Raw genomic sequence first — 17,852 nt, 5'->3', positions numbered from 1 at the left:
CGGTTGCCTTACGTCAAGGAAGATCCCCAAGATCGCGAGTTCCTTGAACACGCTATTGCCACCTCGCGCCAGGCGCTGAAGGACGGTGGCAAGACGCCCTTCGGCGCCCTGATCGTCGTCGGTGGGGAAGTCGTCGGCACAGGTACGAGTTCCGTCGTAGAGCTTCGCGATCCAACGGCGCACGCAGAGGTGATGGCGCTTCGGTCCGCGGGCCAGACACTCGGCCGGCACCTGATGGAAGACGCCGTCATGTACGCCAGCAGCGAGCCCTGCCCCATGTGTCTGGTCGCCTGCTACTGGGCGCGCATCCCCCGACTCGTGTACGCGGCGACCAGCCACGATGTCGGGACCAACGGCTTCGAGGATCTTCAGTTCTACCGGGAGCTGGCCCTGCCCAACAAGGAGCGCACGCTTCTCGCCGAGGTGTCCGTGACCGGAGACCCCCAGGAGCGGGCGGCTGGGACTCTGGCGGAGTGGGCGGCGGGGCTGTCGGCCCCCATCGTCCCCAAGCTCTGACGCAGCCGAGGCAGCGGGATCGCCGTGGCGAAGGAGGTGCCGTGCGCGGGGGCGATGGGGCAGGGCGAAGGCCGGAAGCCTGGCCGGGCGCAGTGCCAGGTGACCGCCTGGCCCCCATTCCCGGTACCCGGCCGCCTCGGGGGATGTGGGCGTCGCGGGTGCCGGGAATGGGGTGGGTGCGGCGGTCGAAAGGGGCAGTTTTCGGCCGCCGCGGTCTTGGTGGGGCGGAGAAAGCGAGAAGGCGATGAGAAAGATGAGAAGGAGGTAATTCGGAGAGCCGATCCGCTTTTCGCAACGGATCGATGACGGCCTCGTCTCAGGTCGTCTTCTTGATGAGTTTGCCGTCCGCGGCGATCGCGAACCACTCGCCGTCGAGGCCCTGCCCGTTGACGTCTCCGGGGGTCGCGTCGCCGACGTAGTAGTACAGCGGCCAGTCTCCGTAGACCGTCTGGTCCGCGCCCTCGCCGAGCCTGGTCTCCTTCAGGAGGGCGGCCCGGGCGCCGGGGCCGGCGGTGATGTCCTTGTCGGTGGTGAGGGCCGGCCAGACGGCGATGCAGTCGGCGTCGCACTGGCTCGCGCCGCGCTTGTCCTTGGTGAATCCGTAGAGCGTACGGCCCGATTCGTCGACGAGGATCCTGCCGAGCGCGGAGTCGGCGACCTTGATGGAGGAGACGGCGGCGGGCTTGGGCGGGGCGCTCACGCCGGTCGCACCCCTGCCGGACGGAGTGGGCTCTCCGGTGGCGGGCGGCTCCTTCGAGCCGCCGCCGCAGCCGGTCAGGGTGAGGAGTGCGAGCGCGGCCGTGGACGCGGCGAAGAGCATGACGGAACGGTTGCTGCGCATGGTGGATCCCCCGGTTTGAGGCTGTCGTTGGGTCTGCCATGTTGTACGGAGCCAACTGACCCGCGGTTCAATGGAATTCCGGGAAACTTGTATTGAACGAGCCGAGTCCGGATCGCGTACTCCCACTCGACCGACCAAGACCAGTCGGCCTCAACGGGAGGACCCAGAACAATGCGTAAACAAATCATCGCGGTGGCCGCGAGTGCAATTGTGCTCGGTGTTACGGGTGTTACTCCGGCCCTCGCGAACGGGGACGCCCACGGCTCCCACCCCGGACAGGGCGGCCAGGCCGCCGGGGCCGCCTTCACCAAGGCGTCCACCGGGCGCGCGGCGAACTTCGTCGCGGAGCTGTCCGGCGCCGACGAGGTGCCCGTCGCGGGCGGGCCCGCTGTCAACGACCCCGACGGCAAGGCCGTCGCCCTGATCAAGGTGAAGGGCGACCGTGTCGCCTTCGCCCTCCAGTGGAAGGGCTTCGTGCCCAGCCTCGGCCACATCCACCAGGGGCGGGCCGGCCAGAACGGCGCGGTGAAGGTGGGCCTGTTCGGGACCGCCATGCCCGACTCCGTACACTCCGCCGCCGGACAGGTGGCCCTCACCGACGCCAAGCTGGCACGGGAGATCCGGACCAACCCGGCCGGCTTCTATGTGAACCTGCACAGCGCCGAGTTCCCGGGCGGTGCCGTACGAGGGCAGCTCAAGCCCGCCAAGCACGACATCAACCCGCTCAGCGTCATCAAGGGCAAAGGGCTGCGGGCGCTCTCCAACGGTGAGCAGGAGGTCCCGAAGAACGACGCGTCCAAGGTCGGCGACCCGGACGGGCGCGCCGTGACCTTCGTCAGCCCCAAGGGAACCAGCGTCGACTACTCCCTGGCGTGGGTCAACATCCAGAGCCCCAGCCTCGGACACATCCACCAGGGCAGGTTCGGGGTGAACGGCAGCGTCGTCTTCGACTTCTTCAACCGGCCGGTGCCGGACGGCGTCTTCGCCGTCTCCGGCAGGCTGAACGGCCAGAACGCCGACGCCGTCCAGCGCGTCCGTGCCAACCCGCGCGACTACTACTCGAACCTCCACACCGCGGAGTTCCCCGACGGAGCCGTCCGGGGACAGCTCTTCGGCTGACCCGGAGAAGGAGAGACGGGGGGCGTTCGGCGGATTGCCGGGGGCGTTGAACGTAACCGTGCCGCCGTACGTACTACCCGACACCTCCCCCGGTGCCTGGGCGTGTGACCGCGGAACGAACGCGGTCACGCGCCCAGCATCTTGACACGCGGAGAAGGAGGCGGCTGCGATCCCGGTCGCTCAGCCGCCGAGCGCGTGCGCCACCGTGTAGATCAGCAGGCCGGCCAGCGCGCCGACGACCGTGCCGTTGATCCGGATGAACTGCAGATCCCGGCCGATGTGCGCCTCGATCTTCCGTGAGGTGTGCTCCGCGTCCCAGCTCGCGACGGTCTCCGAGATCAGCGAGGTGATCTCCGCACGGTACGTCGTCACCACATACACCGCGGCGTCCTCGACCCACCCGTCCAGCTTCGACTGCAGCCGCTCGTCGGTCGCCAGCCGCGCCCCGAGGGAGAGCAGGGAGGCACGGGCCCGCAGCCGCAGCTCGCTGCGGTCGTCCTCCGCCGCCGACATGATCATCGAACGGACCGAGGACCAGGCCGACGCGATCACATCCTGCACCTCCCTGCGGGCGAGCAGATCCGACTTCATCCGCTCCACCCGTGCACGGGTGTCCGTGTCCGACTGGAGGTCGGAGGCGAAGTCCCCGAGGAAGCGGTCGATCGCCCCCCGCGCCGGATGGCCCGGCATGTCCCGCATCTCGGTCACGAACCGCAGCAGCTCCCGGTAGACCCGCTCACCGACCTTCCGGTCCACGAACCTCGGGGTCCAGCCGGGCGCTCCGCCCTCCACCGCGTCCATCACCGAGTCGGAGTGGAGCACCAGCCAGTCGTGGGCTCGGGAGCAGATCAGGTCCACGGCACGGTGGTGGGCACCGTCCGCGACCACCTTCTCCAGCGTCTTTCCTATGCCCGGCGCGATCTCGGCGGCGTTGGCACGCCGGGTGATGGCCTCGCCGACGACCGCCTGGACGTCCGAGTCCCGCAGCACCGTGAGCGCGCCGCGCAGCGCGGTGGACAGCTCGGAGGTCACCCGGTCGGCATGGGCGGGCTCGGCGAGCCACGCGCCGAGCCGGCCGCCGATGCCGAGTGCGCGCAGCCGCCCGCGTACGACGTCCTCCGAGAGGAAGTTCTCCCCCACGAAGGAGCCGAGCGAGGCTCCGAGCTGGTCCTTCTTGTTGGGGATGATCGCCGTGTGCGGGATCGGGATGCCGAGCGGATGGCGGAAGAGCGCGGTGACCGCGAACCAGTCGGCGAGCGCGCCGACCATGCCCGCCTCCGCCGCCGCGGCCACATAACCGGCCCAGGGGCCCGCGCCCTCGTTCTTCGCCCAGGTGGCGAGGGCGAAGACCAGCGCGACGAAGAGCAGCAGACCGGTGGCCGTCAGCTTCATACGCCGTACGCCACGCTGCTTCTCGGCGTCGGCCTCGGTGTACGCGAAGGAGGGGAGCCCCGACCGGGGCGCGCCGGAGCCCGTGCCGGTACGCGTGGCAGCGGCCGGGGCCGCCGTGGCGGTGTCCGTCGTACGCCTGCGGGGGGCCGCGCCGTCCTCCCCGGCGGTCCCCGGATCCGGGCCGGGCCCGGCCGGCCGGGCGCCGCCCTCCGGCTCGTCCGGCTCTTCCCGCTCTGTGCGATTCATCCCGCTCCACCCGTCCACGCGCATCCCGTACGCATTGTCCCTACCTCAGGGACTCCCGAGACGCACCCCGAGTTCCCGCGCCCCACCGGATGCAACGTTCACGACAGTCTTCTCGCTCCCGACGGCCCTCGCGCTCCCGCAGGTCCCGGGCCTCCCGACGGCCCTCGCGCTCCCGCCGGTCCTGGGCCTTCCGTCGGCCGCGGGCCTCCCTTCGGCCCTGGCACTCCCCCGGCTCCCCCGGCCCTGGCACTCCCCCCGGCCCTGGGCGCTGATTCAGCCCAGTTCCTTGCGCCGCCGCTCCTCCCCCTTCTCCAGCCTGACCCGCTCCCTCTCCAGTTCCCGCTCCCGTTCCCGCTCGGCCTTCAGCCGCGCCTTCTCCGCCTTCGTACGCTTGCGCCGGACGCCCACACCGCCCATCAGGGCGAAGCCGGTGACCGTCACCCTCGGGGCGGACGGATCGGGTTCCACGTCCACATCGGTGCTCTCCTCGCCGAAGCCGCCCATGACGCCGAAGCCGTTGACCTCGAGATTCACCTCCGGAGGCACGACCACATCGATGCCTCCCATGATGGTGAAGCAGCGGATCACGATCTCCCGGTCCTCGAAGTTGGCTTCGCGGAGATCGAGCGCACCGCCGGCCATCACCGCGAAGGCCGAGAAGCTCCGGGGCGCGGTCCACCGGCCCTTGCGCTCGAAGCCACCCCAGAAAGCGAACGCCATCCTCGATGTGGCGGTCCCGTCGACGCGGTCGGCCCAGTTCCGCGAGCCGGTGGCGGCGGAGGCCGTGACGCCGGAGGAGGGCGCGGCACCCGGCGCCGGAAGGTCGCTGACCAGGGGCTCCAGCTCGCCATGGGTACGGGCCTTGTACGTCGCGTCCAGGCGTTCCTCGAACTCCTCCATCGTGAGCCGCCCCTCCGCCACGGCGTCGCGCAGCCTCTCGGCGATCCGCTCACGTTCGGTGTCCGACGCCCGCATCTCAGGGAGTTCGCTCATGGAGGGAAGAATAGTCAGTGCGGCGAACACCCATCAGAGGTCGAATCCCGCGGGCAGCCCCGCTCCGGCCCGCGTTTCCGGCCGCCGCGCGTACATCTTCGCGATCACCGCCTCGATGTCCGGCTCCCGGATCGACAGATCCGCCACCGGGTACGCGTCCGCGAGCGCCGCCACCAGCGGAGCCGCCGACTGGTCCGCCGGGAACGCCAGCCACTGGCGGGGGCCCTCCACTCTCACCGTGCGGGCCGAGTCCAGTACCAGCGGGGGGAGTTCGCGCTCCAGGTCGACCACCAGGGTGCGTTCGCCCTCTCCGGCCTGGTGGAGGCCGGAGAGCGGGCCGTCGTACATCAGCCGGCCGTGGTCGATGACCATCACGCGGCGGCAGAGCTGCTCGATATCGGTGAGGTCGTGCGTGGTGAGGAGCACCGTCGTGCCCTGTTCGGCGTTCAGCTCGCGCAGGAAGTCACGGACCTTCGCCTTGGAGATCACGTCGAGCCCGATCGTCGGCTCGTCGAGATAGAGCACCTCGGGGTCGTGGAGCAGCGCCGCCGCGATGTCGCCGCGCATCCGCTGGCCGAGGGAGAGCTGGCGTACGGGAACGTCGAGCAGCTCGCCCAGATCGAGGAGTTCGACACAGCGGTCCAGATTCTCGCGGAACCGGCGGTCCGGCACCCGGTACATCCGATGGACCAGCCGGTACGAGTCCTTGAGCGGCAGGTCCCACCACAGGGTCGTGCGCTGCCCGAACACGACACCGATCCGCCGGGCCAGCCGGGCGCGCTCACGGGACGGGTCGATGCCGGCGACCCGCAGCCGGCCGCCGCTCGGGGTGAGGATGCCGGTCAGCATCTTGACGGTGGTGGACTTGCCCGCGCCGTTCGGGCCGATGTAGCCGACCATCTCGCCGCGCGGCACCCGGAAGCTGATGCCGTCGACGGCGCGCACCCGGTGCTTCTCGCGGCGCAGCAGGCCCGCCCGCCGCCGTACGTCGAAGACCTTCTCGACGTCCTCCAGCTCGATGAGGTCGTCCGGCTGGGCGGGGTCTTCCGGTTCGGTGCGGGCGTCCCGTTCGATGGGGGCGTCCCGTTCGACGCGGGCGTCCCCTTCCGTGCGGGCGTTCCGTTCGGTGCGGTCGTCCATCCGCGATCAGCTCCCTGTGCTCCGGTACGAACGAAGGCCCGCGCGCCACGCCAGCGCGGCCAGCCAGCAGCACCCGGCGGCCACCACAGGCGGCGCGAACGCCAGCCACTGCGGTACGTCGAGCGGATAGGGCCGCCCGAGCACATACAGCGCGGGCAGCCAGTTCACGAAGGCGAGCGGCACGATGAAGGTCACCCCGCGCACCAGGTCCTGGGCGAAGACCGTCGGCGGGTACTGGAGCAGGGTGCCGCCTCCGTAGGTGAAGGAACTCTGCACCTCGGCGGCGTCCTGCGCCCAGAACTGGAAGGCCGCCCCGCCGACGAACACGGCCCCGAAGATCGCCGCCCCGCTCAGCACCATCATCGGCACCATGAGCACCTTCAGCACGGTCCAGTCGACGTCGACGGCCGCCACTCCGTAGCCGAGGACGAGCACGCCCTGGATGATCCGTCCCAGCCGGCGCGGCGCGAAACGGTCGGCCGCGACCTGGGCGAGCACCGGAGCCGGGCGGACGAGCAGGGTGTCGAACGTGCCGTCGCGCACCCGCCGCCCGAGCCGCTCCATCGAGCCGAGCAGCAGATCGGTCAGGCCGAAGGCGGTCCCGGCCGCCCCGTACAGGAACGCGATCTCGGCGAGCGAGTAGCCGCCGAGCGCGTCGACGTGCGAGAACATCAGCAGGATCGCGGCGAAGTCGAAGGCGGTCCCCGCGAAGTTCCCGAGCGTCGTCATCGCGAAGGACGCGCGGTAGGTCATGGTGGAGCGCAGCCACATCGCGGCGATCAGCACGTACACGCGTACACCGGCCGTGATCGTCTCAACCACCCTGGACCACCACCCTTCTGGTCGCCACCGACTGGAGCAGTCGGCCGGCCGCCAGCAGCGCGATCGCCCAGCCGGCCTGGAAGGCGTACGCCTCGGCCAGGCCCCGGCCCGTGTGCTTGCCGAGGAGGACGTCGGCCGGGATCTGCAGCAGCGACGACCAGGGCAGCGCCCGCGCGATCTCGCCGAGCGCGCCGGGGAAGAGGTTGAGCGGGAGCAGCATCCCGGAGAAGAACAGTCCCACCAGCATGCCGATCTGGGTCACCCCCGCGCCGTCCAGCAGCCAGAACGCTGAGAGCGCCATCAGGAACCGCAAGGCGAAGCCCACCAGCAGCCCGAGCGTCACCGACACCAGGAAGGCGAGCCAGGTCAGCGGGGACGCGGGCAGCGCCAGATCGAAGGCGAGCGCGCCGAAAGCCATCGGGAGGACGCCCCGGCCCAGGAGATGGAAGCAGGCGCGGCCCATGTCGGCGGCCAGCCACCACAGTTGGAGGTCGGCGGGCCGGAAGAGGTCGATGGCGATGTCGCCGGTGCGGATGCGTTCGACCAGCTCGTCCTCGAAGCCGCCGCCCATCATGGCGCAGGCCATCAGCAGCGACTGGCCCAGCCAGACATAGGTGAGGGCCTGGGAGACGTCGTAGCCGCCGAGCTGCGGGCGCTCGTCCCACAGGGCCGTGTAGGTGTACGCCAGGATGAAACCGAAGACGGTGTTGGTGAACACTCCCGCCGCGGTCGCGACCCGGTAGGTCGCGTAGCGGCGGAACCAGCCGACGGCCACGACACCGTACAGCCGCACGTCCCCACCACCCCCCTTGTCCGCCGTTTTGTCCGGCCGTCCGCGGATCCGCCCGGCCGTCCGGTCCCCTCGGTCCACTGATCCGGCCGTTCGATCCGCCCGATCGTTCGATCCGCCCGGTAGTCCGATCCGCCCATTGGTCCGATCCGCCCGGCCGCCGAATCCGTCTGGCCGTTCGATTTGCCTGGTTGTTCGATTCGCCTCAGTGCCCGCCGGGCGAACCCCCCGATCCGCCCGGTCCCGCCAAAGCCCCCGAGCCTAGTGCGGACGCCCGCCCCTCCGCGAGGCGTTTATCGGTGAAGATCCGGTGGATATCTCATCGAAAAGTGCACTATGTACATATGAACGAGGAGTCAGGACAGCAGGAGGGCTGGGAGCCGAGGGACGAGACCGCCGACAGACCGGCGCACGCCCCCGAAGGCCCCTCCCGGACGCCGCGGCGCAGGCGGACCGGACTTCGCAGGCTCCTCCCCACCTGGCGGATGGTCCTCGGCACGTGCCTGACCGTCGCGCTGATCCTGATCGGCGGATTCGTGGCCGGTTACACGCTCGTCCACATCCCGCCCGCGAACGCCACGGCCACCGCCCAGTCCAATGTCTACCTGTACGCGGACGGCACCCAGATCGCCCGCGACGGCGAGGTCAACCGCGAGAACGTCCAGCTCTCGCAGGTCCCGCCGACCGTGCGGAACGCCGTACTGGCCGCGGAGGACCGCGACTTCTACTCGGAGCGGGCCGTCGACCCCAAGGCGATGGTCCGCGCGGCCTGGAACACCGCCACCGGCAAGGGGAAGCAGTCCGGCTCCACCATCACCCAGCAGTACGTCAAGAACTACTACCTCGGCCAGGAGCAGACGCTCACCCGGAAGTGGAAGGAGTTCTTCATCGCGATCAAGCTGGGCCGCGAGCAGAGCAAGAGCGAGATCCTCCAGGGCTACCTCAACACCAGCTACTTCGGCCGCAACGCCTACGGCATCCAGGCCGCGGCCCAGGCGTACTACGGCAAGGACATCAGCGCCCTCGACACCGCGCAGGGCGCGTATCTCGCCACGCTCCTGAACGCCCCGAGCGCGTACGACGTCACCACCCACCCCGAGAACAAGCCCGCCGCCCTCGCACGGTGGAACTACACGCTCGACGGCATGGTGAAGAAGGGGTGGCTGAGCCCGGCCGAACGGGCGACGACGGTCTTCCCCGAGCCGCAGCGCGCGAAGCCCGCTATCGGCCTCTCGGGGCAGCGCGGCTATGTCGTGCAGGCGGTGGAGGAGTATCTGACCGGCAACGGCATCATCGACGAGAACACCCTGGCCGCCGGAGGCTACCGCATCACCACCACGTTGGAGCGCTCCAAGCAGAACGCGCTCGTCAAGGCCGTGGACGACCAGGTGATGTCCCGGCTGGACCCGGAGCGGGAGCCCGACCGCAATGTGCGCGTCGGCGGGGCGTCGATCGACCCGGCGACCGGGAAGGTCGTGGCGATGTACGGCGGCGTCGACTACACCAAGCAGTACGTCAACAACGCGACCCGCCGCGACTACCAGGTCGGCTCCACCTTCAAGCCGTTCGTCTTCACCGCCGCCGTCGAGAACGGCTCACGCACCCAGAGCGGCCGGCGGATCACCCCCAACACCGTGTACGACGGCACCGACCGGCGACCGGTCCAGGGCTGGAAGGGTCAGTCGTACGCCCCCGAGAACGAGGACGGGTACTCCTACGGGCCCATCACCGTCCGGGCCGCCACCGACAAGTCGGTGAACGCGGTGTACGCCCAGATGGCGGTCGACGTCGGCCCGGCCAGGGTCGAACAGACCGCGCTCGCCCTCGGCCTCCCGGAGAACACCCCCGATCTGAACCCGTCGCCCTCCATCGCGCTCGGGCCCGCCACCGCGAGCGTCCTCGACATGGCCGAGGCGTACGCGACCCTGGCGAACCACGGCAGGCACGGCACGTACACCCTCGTGTCCGACATCACCAAGGACGGGGTGGAGGTGAAGCTGCCGAACGCGGCTCCCGAGCAGGTAGTGAGCCGACGGGCCGCCGACACGACCACCTCGGTCCTCCGGAGTGTCGTGCAAGGCGGCACCGGGACGGCCGCCCAGTCCGCGGGCCGCCCGGCCGCCGGGAAGACGGGGACCGCCGAGGAGGACAAGGCCGCCTGGTTCGCGGGCTACACCCCGCAGCTGGCGACGGTGATCGCGATGATGGGCCAGGACCCGGACTCGGGCGAGCAGAAACCGCTGTACGGCGCGCTGGGGATGGCGCGGATCAACGGGGGCGGGGCGCCCGCGCAGATCTGGGGCCAGTTCACGCGCGCGGCCCTGGCCGGCGAGGAGATCGAGGAGTTCGATCTGCGGCTGGAGCGGGGCGCGGGCGAGGTGTGGGAGCCGTCGTCGCCGGGCACGGAGTCCCCGTCCGGATCGTCGTCCTCCTCCGGATCCTCCGAGTCCCCCGGAGCGAGCGGGTCCACGAACCCCTCGCCGGGCGGCCCGACCGGCCCGGAGCAGGGGGCCTCCTCCCAGCGGCCCTCCGATTCCGGCCGGACGGAGGAGAGTGCGACCCCGGACGACCAGCCGGGCGGCGGAACCGGCCCGGACACGGGAACGGACACGGGAACGGGACCAGGCACGGGGTGACACCGGTCACCCGCCACCGGCCGCTGCGGACGGCTGCCAGGGATTCAGAGATGCGAGAGATGTAAGAAATGTGAGAGGCGTCAGAGATACAGCCCGGTGGAGTCCTCGGAACCCTGGAAGCGGTCCGCGGCCACCGCGTGCAGATCCCGCTCCCGCATCAGTACGTACGCCACCCCGCGCACCTCGACCTCGGCGCGATCCTCGGGGTCGTACAGCACCCGGTCCCCCGGCTCGACGGTCCGCACGCTCTGCCCGACGGCCACCACCCCGGCCCAGGCGAGCCGGCGGCCCACCGCGGCGGTCGCGGGGATGACGATGCCGCCGCTGGAACGCCGCTCACCCTCCGGGATGTCGGTCCTCACCAGCACACGGTCGTGCAGCATCCGGATCGGAAGCTTGTCGTGCTGGGGGCTGTGGTCATTACTGTTGGCGCTCACCCGTTGAACCTACCTGTCCCGGAGCATTCCTCATGCCGCCGGGGCGCTCCGCGCGGCCGGCCGGGGGCTCCCCCGAGGTCAGCTCTTGCGCCTGCGCGCCGACACGGCGAGCAGGCCCACCAGACCGACCACCACCGCGGCCACCGGAAGCAGCCGTTCCAGCCGGGGCGCGCCGTCCTCCGACACGAACTTCGACCGGACGTCGGAGACCGTCCGGTGTACGGCGTCCATGGCGCGGCCGGTCGTCTGGTCCACGGTCGAAGCGACCTTGGCCTTGGCATCGCCGATGATCGTCTTCGGGTGCACCCGCACCCCGATCTCGTCCAGCGTCTCGGCAAGCTTGTCGCGCCTGCGGACGATGTCCGCCTCGATCTGCGCAGGGGTCCTCGCGTCCGACACCGCGCCGCCTCCGTCGTCGTTTCCGGTAATCCTTCCTCGACAGTCTGTCAGCTCCGCCGCCGTCGCACCCCCCGGCACCCCCATTACGCTCGACTGCGTACACCATGCACGCCTTCCGAGGAGACCCATGAGCGAGCGACTCCAGCCCGGCGACACCGCCCCCGATTTCACCCTGCCCGACGCGGACGGCAACGAGGTGTCCCTCGCGTCGCACAAGGGCCGGAAAGTGATCGTGTACTTCTACCCGGCGGCCCTCACCCCCGGCTGCACCAAGCAGGCGTGCGACTTCACGGACAACCTGGAACTGCTGGCCACGGCGGGTTACGACGTGATCGGCGTCTCCCCCGACAAGCCGGAGAAGCTCGCGAAGTTCCGCGAGAAGGAGAACCTGAAGGTCACGCTGGTCGGCGACCCGGACAGGTCCGTGCTGGAGGCGTACGGCGCCTTCGGGGAGAAGAAGCTGTACGGGAAGACCGTGACGGGAGTCATCCGTTCCACGGTGATCGTGGACGAGGAGGGCAAGGTGGAGCGGGCGCTCTACAACGTGAAGGCGACCGGGCATGTCGCGAAGATCATCAAGGATCTCGGGATCTGATCCCGCCGAGAGAGGAACGACCGCGGCGGAATGACCCGCGTCACTTCCCGTGTGGACCGGACGACCGGACGGACTGGATGGACTGAGGGAAGTGACATGGGTCATTCCGCATTTCGGACGTGACTGTCCGAATGTCGGATCGTTAATCCGTTCGGGCCGCCGATGAGCGGCGGCCGGGGACGGAGGGGATCCATGCCGGTCAAGTACACCCGCGCGCTGCTCGCGGAAGCGGCCCGCGAGACGAACAGCTACGACGAGGCCGTGCGGTGGTGTGGAGGCGCACCGACACCGGGAAGCAGACGCTATCTGCGCGACAGGATGAGCGAGGCCGGGATCGACACCTCGCACTTCAGCACAGCCCGTGTGCGCCACACCGAAGACAGGCTGCGCGAGCTGGTCGCCGACTCACTGAGTGTGGCCGAGGTGGTCCGCCGCCTCGGCATCAGCCCCGTAGGGGGCAACCATGCTCACATAGGCCGCCGGATCGTGGCGCTCGGCATCGACACCTCGCACTTCACCACGGTGCGGAGCGGACCGAAAGGCACTCGCGGCCCACTGCTCGCGCTCGGAACACCCGAAGACGGCAGGACACCCGGAGAACGGTTGCGGCGCGAACTCCTGCGCGCGGGTGTCCCCGAGATCTGCGGCGCGTGCGGCACGGGACCCGAGTGGAACGGTATGCCGCTGAGACTCGAAGTCGATCACATCAGCGGCGATTGGTGGGACAACCGTCGGCAGAACCTCCGACTGCTCTGTCCCAACTGCCATGCGGTGACGGACACATACCGCGGTCGCCGACGGAGGGCCGGGATATGACGAGCAAGTACCCCCGAGATCTGCTGGCACGGACGGCACCCGGATGCACGAGCCTCGTCGACCTGCTGCGCCGACTGGGGGCTCCCTTGGGGAGCGGCCCACTCCGGTACCTCCGAAAGCGGCTGGAGCACTACGGAATCGACACCTCGCACTTTCGCGAGGAGCCTCTTCCCGAACGGCCGCGTCGTTCCTACACCAGGGAAGTCCTGGCGAAAGCCGCCGCTCGCTCCCACAGCATCCGGGACATGATGCTGTTCATGGGGCTCTCTCCGGACGACGCTCCGTACAGTCACATCAGGAAGAAGCTGGACCAGTTCGGCATCGACACGTCGCACTTCACCAGCGGGCTCCGATACGGTGCGCGCGCCCTGCCGCGCGCCGAACTGGCCTCGGCCGTCGCTGCGTCCTCAAGCCTGGCGGGAGTTCTGCGCGCTCTCGGCCTCCCGGCCGACGGCGCCCGGCGCGAACTCCTCAAACGGAGTCTGCGTGCCTACGGCATTTCCACTGAGCACTTCAGGGGGCAAGGACACAATCGCGGCGTGCCCTCCCCTCAGCGGAAGTCGGCGGCCGAGATCTTACGGCGGCTCGACTCGGGCTCCCCGCGCACGAAGACGGCTCTGCTGAGGCGCGCGCTCGACGATCTCGGCGTGCCGCATGCCTGTTCGGCGTGCGGTATCGATGACATATGGCAGGGCAAGCGGCTCGTCCTGGAGATCGACCACATCAGTGGCGACAGACTGGACAATCGCATCGAGAACCTGAGGTACCTGTGCCCGTCCTGCCATAGCCAGACCATCACCTTCTCAAACCGCTCTCGGGGCAAGGAACGGTCCCGCGGGCCAGTAGAGTAACGGCGGGGCCCGTACCCCAGCTGGCTAGAGGGCGCCGGTTTAGGTCCGGTGTGTCGTGGGTTCGAGTCCCACCGGGCCCACGGAGAGGGCGCGGCCTCGGTAACGAGAGAGCCGCGCCCTTCGACGTACGCAAGCGGTGTGTCAGCCCACCAGTTCCCGTACCACCGGGACCAGCGCGCGGAACGCCTTGCCCCGGTGGCTGATCGCGTTCTTCTCCTCGGGGCTCAGTTCGGCGGCGGTCCGGGTTTCGCCGATCGGCTGGAGGATCGGGTCGTAGCCGAAGCCGTTGGTGCCGGCGGGGGTGTGGCGGAGGGTGCCGAGGAGGTGGCCTTCGACCACGCGTTCCGTGCCGTCCGGGAGGGCCAGGGCCGCCGCGCAGAGGAAGTGGGCTCCGCGGTGGGGGGCGTCGATGTCGGAGAGCTGGGCCAGGAGCAGGTTGAGGTTCGCGGTGTCGTCGCCGTGGGTGCCGGCCCAGCGGGCGGAGAAGATGCCGGGGGCGCCGCCGAGGACGTCGACGCAGAGGCCGGAGTCGTCGGCGACCGCGGGGAGGCCGGTGGCGCTGGCCAGGGCGTGGGCCTTGAGGAGGGCGTTCTCGGCGAAGGTGACGCCGGTTTCCTTGACGTCGGGGATCTCGGGGTAGGCGTCCGCGCCCACGAGGTCGTGCGGCAGGCCGGCGGCGGCGAGGATGGCCTTGAGTTCGCTGATCTTCCCGGCGTTGCGGGTGGCGAGGACGATACGGGTCATGTCCCGATTATCGGGGGTGTGACCGGCCGTCTCGTGCCACGAGTTTGACGGGCGGCGACGGTGGGTGGGGGCGACGCCCGGCCCACAGGGTCTGGGGCCGGGCGTGCGTGTGCGCGCAGCTTCGGGCTCGGGCTCAAGCGAGGGCCCGCCTGGGGCGTCAAGCTCGGGTTCGGGTTCGGTTCGGGTTCAACCGCAGGCTCAGGCCCGGGCTCAAGCAGGGCCCGGGCCTCCGGCTCCGGCTCCGGCTCCGGCTCCGGCTCCGGCTCAAGCGTGGGCTCGGGCGTGGGCTCGGGCGTGGGCTCGGGATTGAATGTGCCGGGGCCGTCGGTTCGTCAGGGGGAGCAGACCTTGCCGATCTCCGTCGCCGCGTCCGTGACCGGCTTGAGGTCGGGGGTCGCGTCACCGGCCTCGACGGACTTGCGGACGTTGTCGACACCGGCGTTGAGGTCGTCGACGGCCTTGCTCAGATCGGCGTTGTCGGTCTTGTCGCCGAGGCTGTCGAGTTCCTTGTCGATGGAGTCGAGGGCTTCGCGGGCCTGGGTGGGGTCGTCGGCGGCGCTGGAGACGGCCTGCTGGAGATTGTTGACGCTGGTGGCGATGGCGTCGGCGGTCTCGACGCAGTCGAGCGCCTTGTCGATGGCGCTGCAGCCGACGGTGATCGGCACGATGAGTGCGGCGGTTGCGAGCGTGAGTGCGATACGGCGGCGCGCGGGCATGTGGCGTTCCCTCCCCGGGTACGGCCGGGCGCACGGTTCGGCCCGTGCGCCCGTGTTGATGACGACGCCCCTCGGGGCGTTCTCGGTTGCTTCTTCACCCAGCGGGTCGATCATGCCCGGGGGCGGTGGCCCTGCGGGGGCTCGACCGGTGGGCGTGCTGCCCGGCGGGGCTCACGCCTCGGTGTCGGTGTGGCCCAGGGCTTCGCGCTGGAGTGCGGCGAGGTCCGCGCAGCCTCCGGCGGCGAGGTCGAGGAGTGCGTTGAGTTCCTTGCGGTCGAAGGGCTCGGCCTCGGCGGTGCCCTGGACTTCGACGAAGCGGCCGTCGCCGGTGCAGACGACGTTCATGTCGGTGTCGGCGCGTACGTCCTCTTCGTAGCGGAGGTCGAGGAGCGGGGTTCCGTCGACGATGCCGACGGATACGGCGCTGACGGTGCCGGTGAGGGGGCGGCGGCCCGCTCGGACGAGCTTCTTGTTCTGGGCCCAGGCGACGGCGTCGGCGAGGGCGACGTACGCGCCGGTGATGGCGGCGGTGCGGGTGCCTCCGTCGGCCTGGAGCACATCGCAGTCGAGGACGATGGTGTTCTCGCCGAGGGCCTTGTAGTCGATGACGGCGCGCAGTGAGCGTCCGATGAGGCGGCTGATCTCGTGGGTTCGGCCGCCGATCTTGCCGCGTACGGATTCGCGGTCGCCGCGGGTGTTGGTGGAGCGCGGGAGCATCGAGTACTCGGCGGTGACCCAGCCCTCGCCGCTGCCCTTGCGCCAGCGCGGTACGCCTTCGGTGACGGAGGCGGTGCAGAAGACCTTGGTGTCGCCGAAGGAGATGAGGACGGAGCCCTCGGCGTGCTTGCTCCATCCGCGTTCGATGGTGACCGGGCGGAGCTGTTCGGGGGTGCGGCCGTCGATTCGAGACATGGCCCTGAGCCTATCGGCACGCGCCGGGGCGGTTCGGCCCGTGCGTGAGGGCCCTGTTCCAGCGGGAGCAGGGCCCTTGGGGCGGTCGGTGTGCGGCGCCGGTTACATCATGTCCTCGATGTCGGCGGCGATCGGGTCGGCGTCGGTGCCGATGACGACCTGGATCGCGGTGCCCATCTTGACGACGCCGTGCGCGCCCGCGGCTTTGAGCGCGGCCTCGTTGACGAGGTCGGGGTTGACGACTTCGGTGCGGAGGCGGGTGATGCAGCCTTCGATCTCCTCGATGTTCTCGATTCCACCGAGACCGGCGACGATCTTCTCAGCCTTGCTGGCCATGTCTTCTCCCTGATGTTCACGGGCGCCCGCTGGGGCGCTCAGCGCTGCCTCGGCCCACCATCGGTCCGATTTGTCACGGTAACGCACGGTTGGCCCATCTTCACGGGCGAGTAACTGCCTTGTACCCAATGATGACGATCACCGGTGCTCCGTGCCGCGGCCTGGCTGCCGCCGAGCCCCGGAGCCGTACCGCAACTGGTCTACACCAGTCTGCGGCACCTGCCAAACCAGGCCCAGTACCGGGAGGATGCCGATGGCCTCTGAGAGCGCCGCCCCACCCCAACCGTCATTGTGGAGCAAGTTGTTCCAGGGACTCCAGAAGATGGGCCGCAGTCTCCAGCTCCCCATCGCGGTCTTGCCCGCCGCGGGCATTCTCAACCGGCTCGGCCAGCCCGACGTCTTCGGCGCGGACGGCCTCGGGTGGGACAACGTCGCCAAGGTGATGGCGGGCGCGGGTGGCGCACTCCTCGACGCCAATGTCGGTCTGCCGCTGCTGTTCTGCATCGGTGTGGCGATCGGGATGGCGAAGAAGGCCGACGGTTCGACGGCGCTGGCCGCGGTGGCGGGCTTTCTCGTCTACTACAACGTGCTGCGGCAGTTCCCCAAGGACTGCGAGGTCGGGGGGCAGGCGGTTCTCGTCGGCTGTCAGGGGGTGAGCGGCACGGTCACCCCGTTCACGTATCAGAACCCCGGTGTCTTCGGCGGCATCGTGATGGGTCTACTGGCCGCGTACTTCTGGCAGCGCTACCACCGCACCAGGCTGGTGGACTGGCTGGGCTTCTTCAACGGGCGGCGGCTCGTCCCGATCATCATGGCGTTCGTCGCGATCGCCTTCGCCGCTCTCTGTCTCTGGGTCTGGCCGCCGATCGGCAGCGCGCTGGAGAGCTTCAGCGACTGGCTGGTGAGCCTGGGGGCGTGGGGTTCGGGCATCTTCGGCGTCACCAACCGGGCACTGCTGGTCATCGGACTGCACCAGTTCCTCAATGTGCCGATCTGGTTCCAGCTCGGCAGTTACACCAAGCCGGACGGGACGGTGGTGCACGGTGACATCACGATGTTCCTGGCGGGCGACCCGGACGCGGGCCAGTTCACGACCGGCTTCTTCCCGATCATGATGTTCGCCCTGCCCGCCGCCGCGCTGGCCATCACGCACACCGCGAAACCGCACCGCCGCAAGGAGATCGGCGGTCTGATGCTCTCGGTGGGCCTGACCTCGTTCGTCACCGGCATCACCGAGCCGATCGAGTACTCGTTCCTCTTCGTCGCGCCGGTGCTGTACGCGATCCACGCGGTGCTCACGGGTGTGTCAATGGCGGTGACCTGGGCGCTTGGCGTCAAGGACGGCTTCAGTTTCTCGGCGGGCTTGATCGACTACGTCATCAACTGGAGTCTGGCGACGAAGCCCTGGCTGATCATTCCGATCGGGCTCGGTTTCGCGGTGGTCTATTACGTGATCTTCCGGTTCGCGATCACGAAATTCAATCTCCCGACACCGGGGCGCGAGCCCGACGAGGTGGAGGAGGAACTGGAGCGCGGCAACGTCGGATAGGG

The 17,852-nt window shown here is 69.7% G+C and carries 19 protein-coding genes and 1 tRNA gene; 8 read left to right on the top strand and 12 right to left on the bottom strand.

Features of this window, described 5'->3' with window-relative positions; all coding sequences use genetic code 11:
- Positions 1–3: 3 nt before the first annotated feature.
- Entirely contained in the window at positions 4–516 is a 513-nt protein-coding gene (locus tag ACWEFL_RS14120) for a nucleoside deaminase (protein ID WP_451711409.1), read from the top strand.
- 316 nt (positions 517–832) lie between these two features.
- Here the strand turns inward: ACWEFL_RS14120 and ACWEFL_RS14115 are convergent, their stop codons facing one another.
- Positions 833–1,357, bottom strand: a complete 525-nt coding sequence (locus tag ACWEFL_RS14115) for a COG4315 family predicted lipoprotein (RefSeq protein WP_451711407.1) — start codon at positions 1,355–1,357, stop codon at positions 833–835.
- A 171-nt stretch (positions 1,358–1,528) separates the two neighbouring features.
- Between ACWEFL_RS14115 and ACWEFL_RS14110 the strand changes: the two genes are divergently transcribed.
- On the top strand, positions 1,529–2,476 hold the full coding sequence (locus ACWEFL_RS14110; RefSeq protein WP_451711404.1) for a CHRD domain-containing protein: 948 nt from the start codon (positions 1,529–1,531) through the stop codon (positions 2,474–2,476).
- 180 nt (positions 2,477–2,656) lie between these two features.
- On the opposite strand, the gene ACWEFL_RS14105 is transcribed toward ACWEFL_RS14110, so the two are convergent.
- From ACWEFL_RS14105 to ACWEFL_RS14085, 5 genes are all read right to left on the bottom strand, one after another.
- Positions 2,657–4,114 (bottom strand): DUF445 domain-containing protein, encoded by a 1,458-nt coding sequence (locus ACWEFL_RS14105; RefSeq protein WP_451711403.1) that lies wholly within the window; start codon positions 4,112–4,114, stop codon positions 2,657–2,659.
- Between the two features lie 273 nt (positions 4,115–4,387).
- A complete protein-coding gene (locus ACWEFL_RS14100) occupies positions 4,388–5,107 on the bottom strand; it encodes a DUF1707 SHOCT-like domain-containing protein (protein WP_451711401.1) in 720 nt (239 codons plus the stop codon).
- 33 nt (positions 5,108–5,140) lie between these two features.
- Positions 5,141–6,247: an ABC transporter ATP-binding protein gene (locus ACWEFL_RS14095; protein ID WP_451711400.1), complete on the bottom strand. Its 1,107-nt coding sequence runs from the start codon at positions 6,245–6,247 to the stop codon at positions 5,141–5,143.
- A gap of 6 nt (positions 6,248–6,253) precedes the next feature.
- Positions 6,254–7,018, bottom strand: coding sequence for an ABC transporter permease (locus ACWEFL_RS14090; RefSeq protein WP_451711635.1), 765 nt, complete (start codon positions 7,016–7,018; stop codon positions 6,254–6,256).
- 43 nt (positions 7,019–7,061) lie between these two features.
- A complete protein-coding gene (locus tag ACWEFL_RS14085) occupies positions 7,062–7,862 on the bottom strand; it encodes an ABC transporter permease (RefSeq protein WP_451711397.1) in 801 nt (266 codons plus the stop codon).
- Positions 7,863–8,203: 341 nt separating this feature from the next.
- Here ACWEFL_RS14085 and ACWEFL_RS14080 point away from each other — a divergent pair, with 341 nt between their 5' ends.
- Positions 8,204–10,495: a transglycosylase domain-containing protein gene (locus ACWEFL_RS14080; RefSeq protein ID WP_451711394.1), complete on the top strand. Its 2,292-nt coding sequence runs from the start codon at positions 8,204–8,206 to the stop codon at positions 10,493–10,495.
- An 80-nt stretch (positions 10,496–10,575) separates the two neighbouring features.
- Here the strand turns inward: ACWEFL_RS14080 and ACWEFL_RS14075 are convergent, their stop codons facing one another.
- Positions 10,576–10,932: a GroES family chaperonin gene (locus tag ACWEFL_RS14075; protein WP_451711392.1), complete on the bottom strand. Its 357-nt coding sequence runs from the start codon at positions 10,930–10,932 to the stop codon at positions 10,576–10,578.
- A gap of 78 nt (positions 10,933–11,010) precedes the next feature.
- The gene (locus tag ACWEFL_RS14070) at positions 11,011–11,331 is read right to left on the bottom strand and encodes a DUF3618 domain-containing protein (protein WP_451711389.1); all 321 of its coding nucleotides are present in this window, start codon (positions 11,329–11,331) and stop codon (positions 11,011–11,013) included.
- 127 nt (positions 11,332–11,458) lie between these two features.
- On the opposite strand from ACWEFL_RS14070, the gene bcp reads away from it, so the two are divergent.
- From bcp to ACWEFL_RS14050, 4 genes are all read left to right on the top strand, one after another.
- On the top strand, positions 11,459–11,926 hold the full coding sequence (gene bcp, locus ACWEFL_RS14065) for a thioredoxin-dependent thiol peroxidase (protein ID WP_451711387.1): 468 nt from the start codon (positions 11,459–11,461) through the stop codon (positions 11,924–11,926).
- Between the two features lie 192 nt (positions 11,927–12,118).
- Complete coding sequence (locus ACWEFL_RS14060; protein WP_451711385.1) at positions 12,119–12,742, top strand: HNH endonuclease; 624 nt, start codon at positions 12,119–12,121, stop codon at positions 12,740–12,742.
- Complete coding sequence (locus ACWEFL_RS14055; protein ID WP_451711383.1) at positions 12,739–13,593, top strand: HNH endonuclease; 855 nt, start codon at positions 12,739–12,741, stop codon at positions 13,591–13,593. The genes ACWEFL_RS14060 and ACWEFL_RS14055 overlap by 4 nt, the downstream gene beginning before the upstream one ends.
- A gap of 5 nt (positions 13,594–13,598) precedes the next feature.
- Positions 13,599–13,673 (top strand) — tRNA-Leu (locus tag ACWEFL_RS14050).
- A 61-nt stretch (positions 13,674–13,734) separates the two neighbouring features.
- On the opposite strand, the gene rdgB is transcribed toward ACWEFL_RS14050, so the two are convergent.
- The 4 genes from rdgB to ACWEFL_RS14030 all read right to left on the bottom strand — a co-directional run bounded on the left by rdgB (position 13,735) and on the right by ACWEFL_RS14030 (position 16,343).
- Positions 13,735–14,337, bottom strand: coding sequence for an RdgB/HAM1 family non-canonical purine NTP pyrophosphatase (gene rdgB, locus ACWEFL_RS14045; RefSeq protein ID WP_451711380.1), 603 nt, complete (start codon positions 14,335–14,337; stop codon positions 13,735–13,737).
- A gap of 332 nt (positions 14,338–14,669) precedes the next feature.
- Positions 14,670–15,053, bottom strand: coding sequence for a hypothetical protein (locus tag ACWEFL_RS14040; protein ID WP_451711632.1), 384 nt, complete (start codon positions 15,051–15,053; stop codon positions 14,670–14,672).
- Positions 15,054–15,224: 171 nt separating this feature from the next.
- Positions 15,225–15,965 (bottom strand): ribonuclease PH, encoded by a 741-nt coding sequence (rph, locus tag ACWEFL_RS14035; protein ID WP_451711377.1) that lies wholly within the window; start codon positions 15,963–15,965, stop codon positions 15,225–15,227.
- Between the two features lie 102 nt (positions 15,966–16,067).
- Positions 16,068–16,343 carry a glucose PTS transporter subunit EIIB gene (locus tag ACWEFL_RS14030; RefSeq protein WP_451711629.1) on the bottom strand — a complete coding sequence of 92 codons (276 nt, stop codon included), beginning with the start codon at positions 16,341–16,343 and terminating at the stop codon, positions 16,068–16,070.
- 280 nt (positions 16,344–16,623) lie between these two features.
- On the opposite strand from ACWEFL_RS14030, the gene ACWEFL_RS14025 reads away from it, so the two are divergent.
- Entirely contained in the window at positions 16,624–17,850 is a 1,227-nt protein-coding gene (locus ACWEFL_RS14025; protein ID WP_451711375.1) for a PTS transporter subunit EIIC, read from the top strand.
- Positions 17,851–17,852 lie beyond the last annotated feature (2 nt).

It is taken from the genome of Streptomyces sp. NPDC004838, from assembly GCF_053600955.1.
This window is presented reverse-complemented; position numbering and strand designations above follow the sequence as displayed.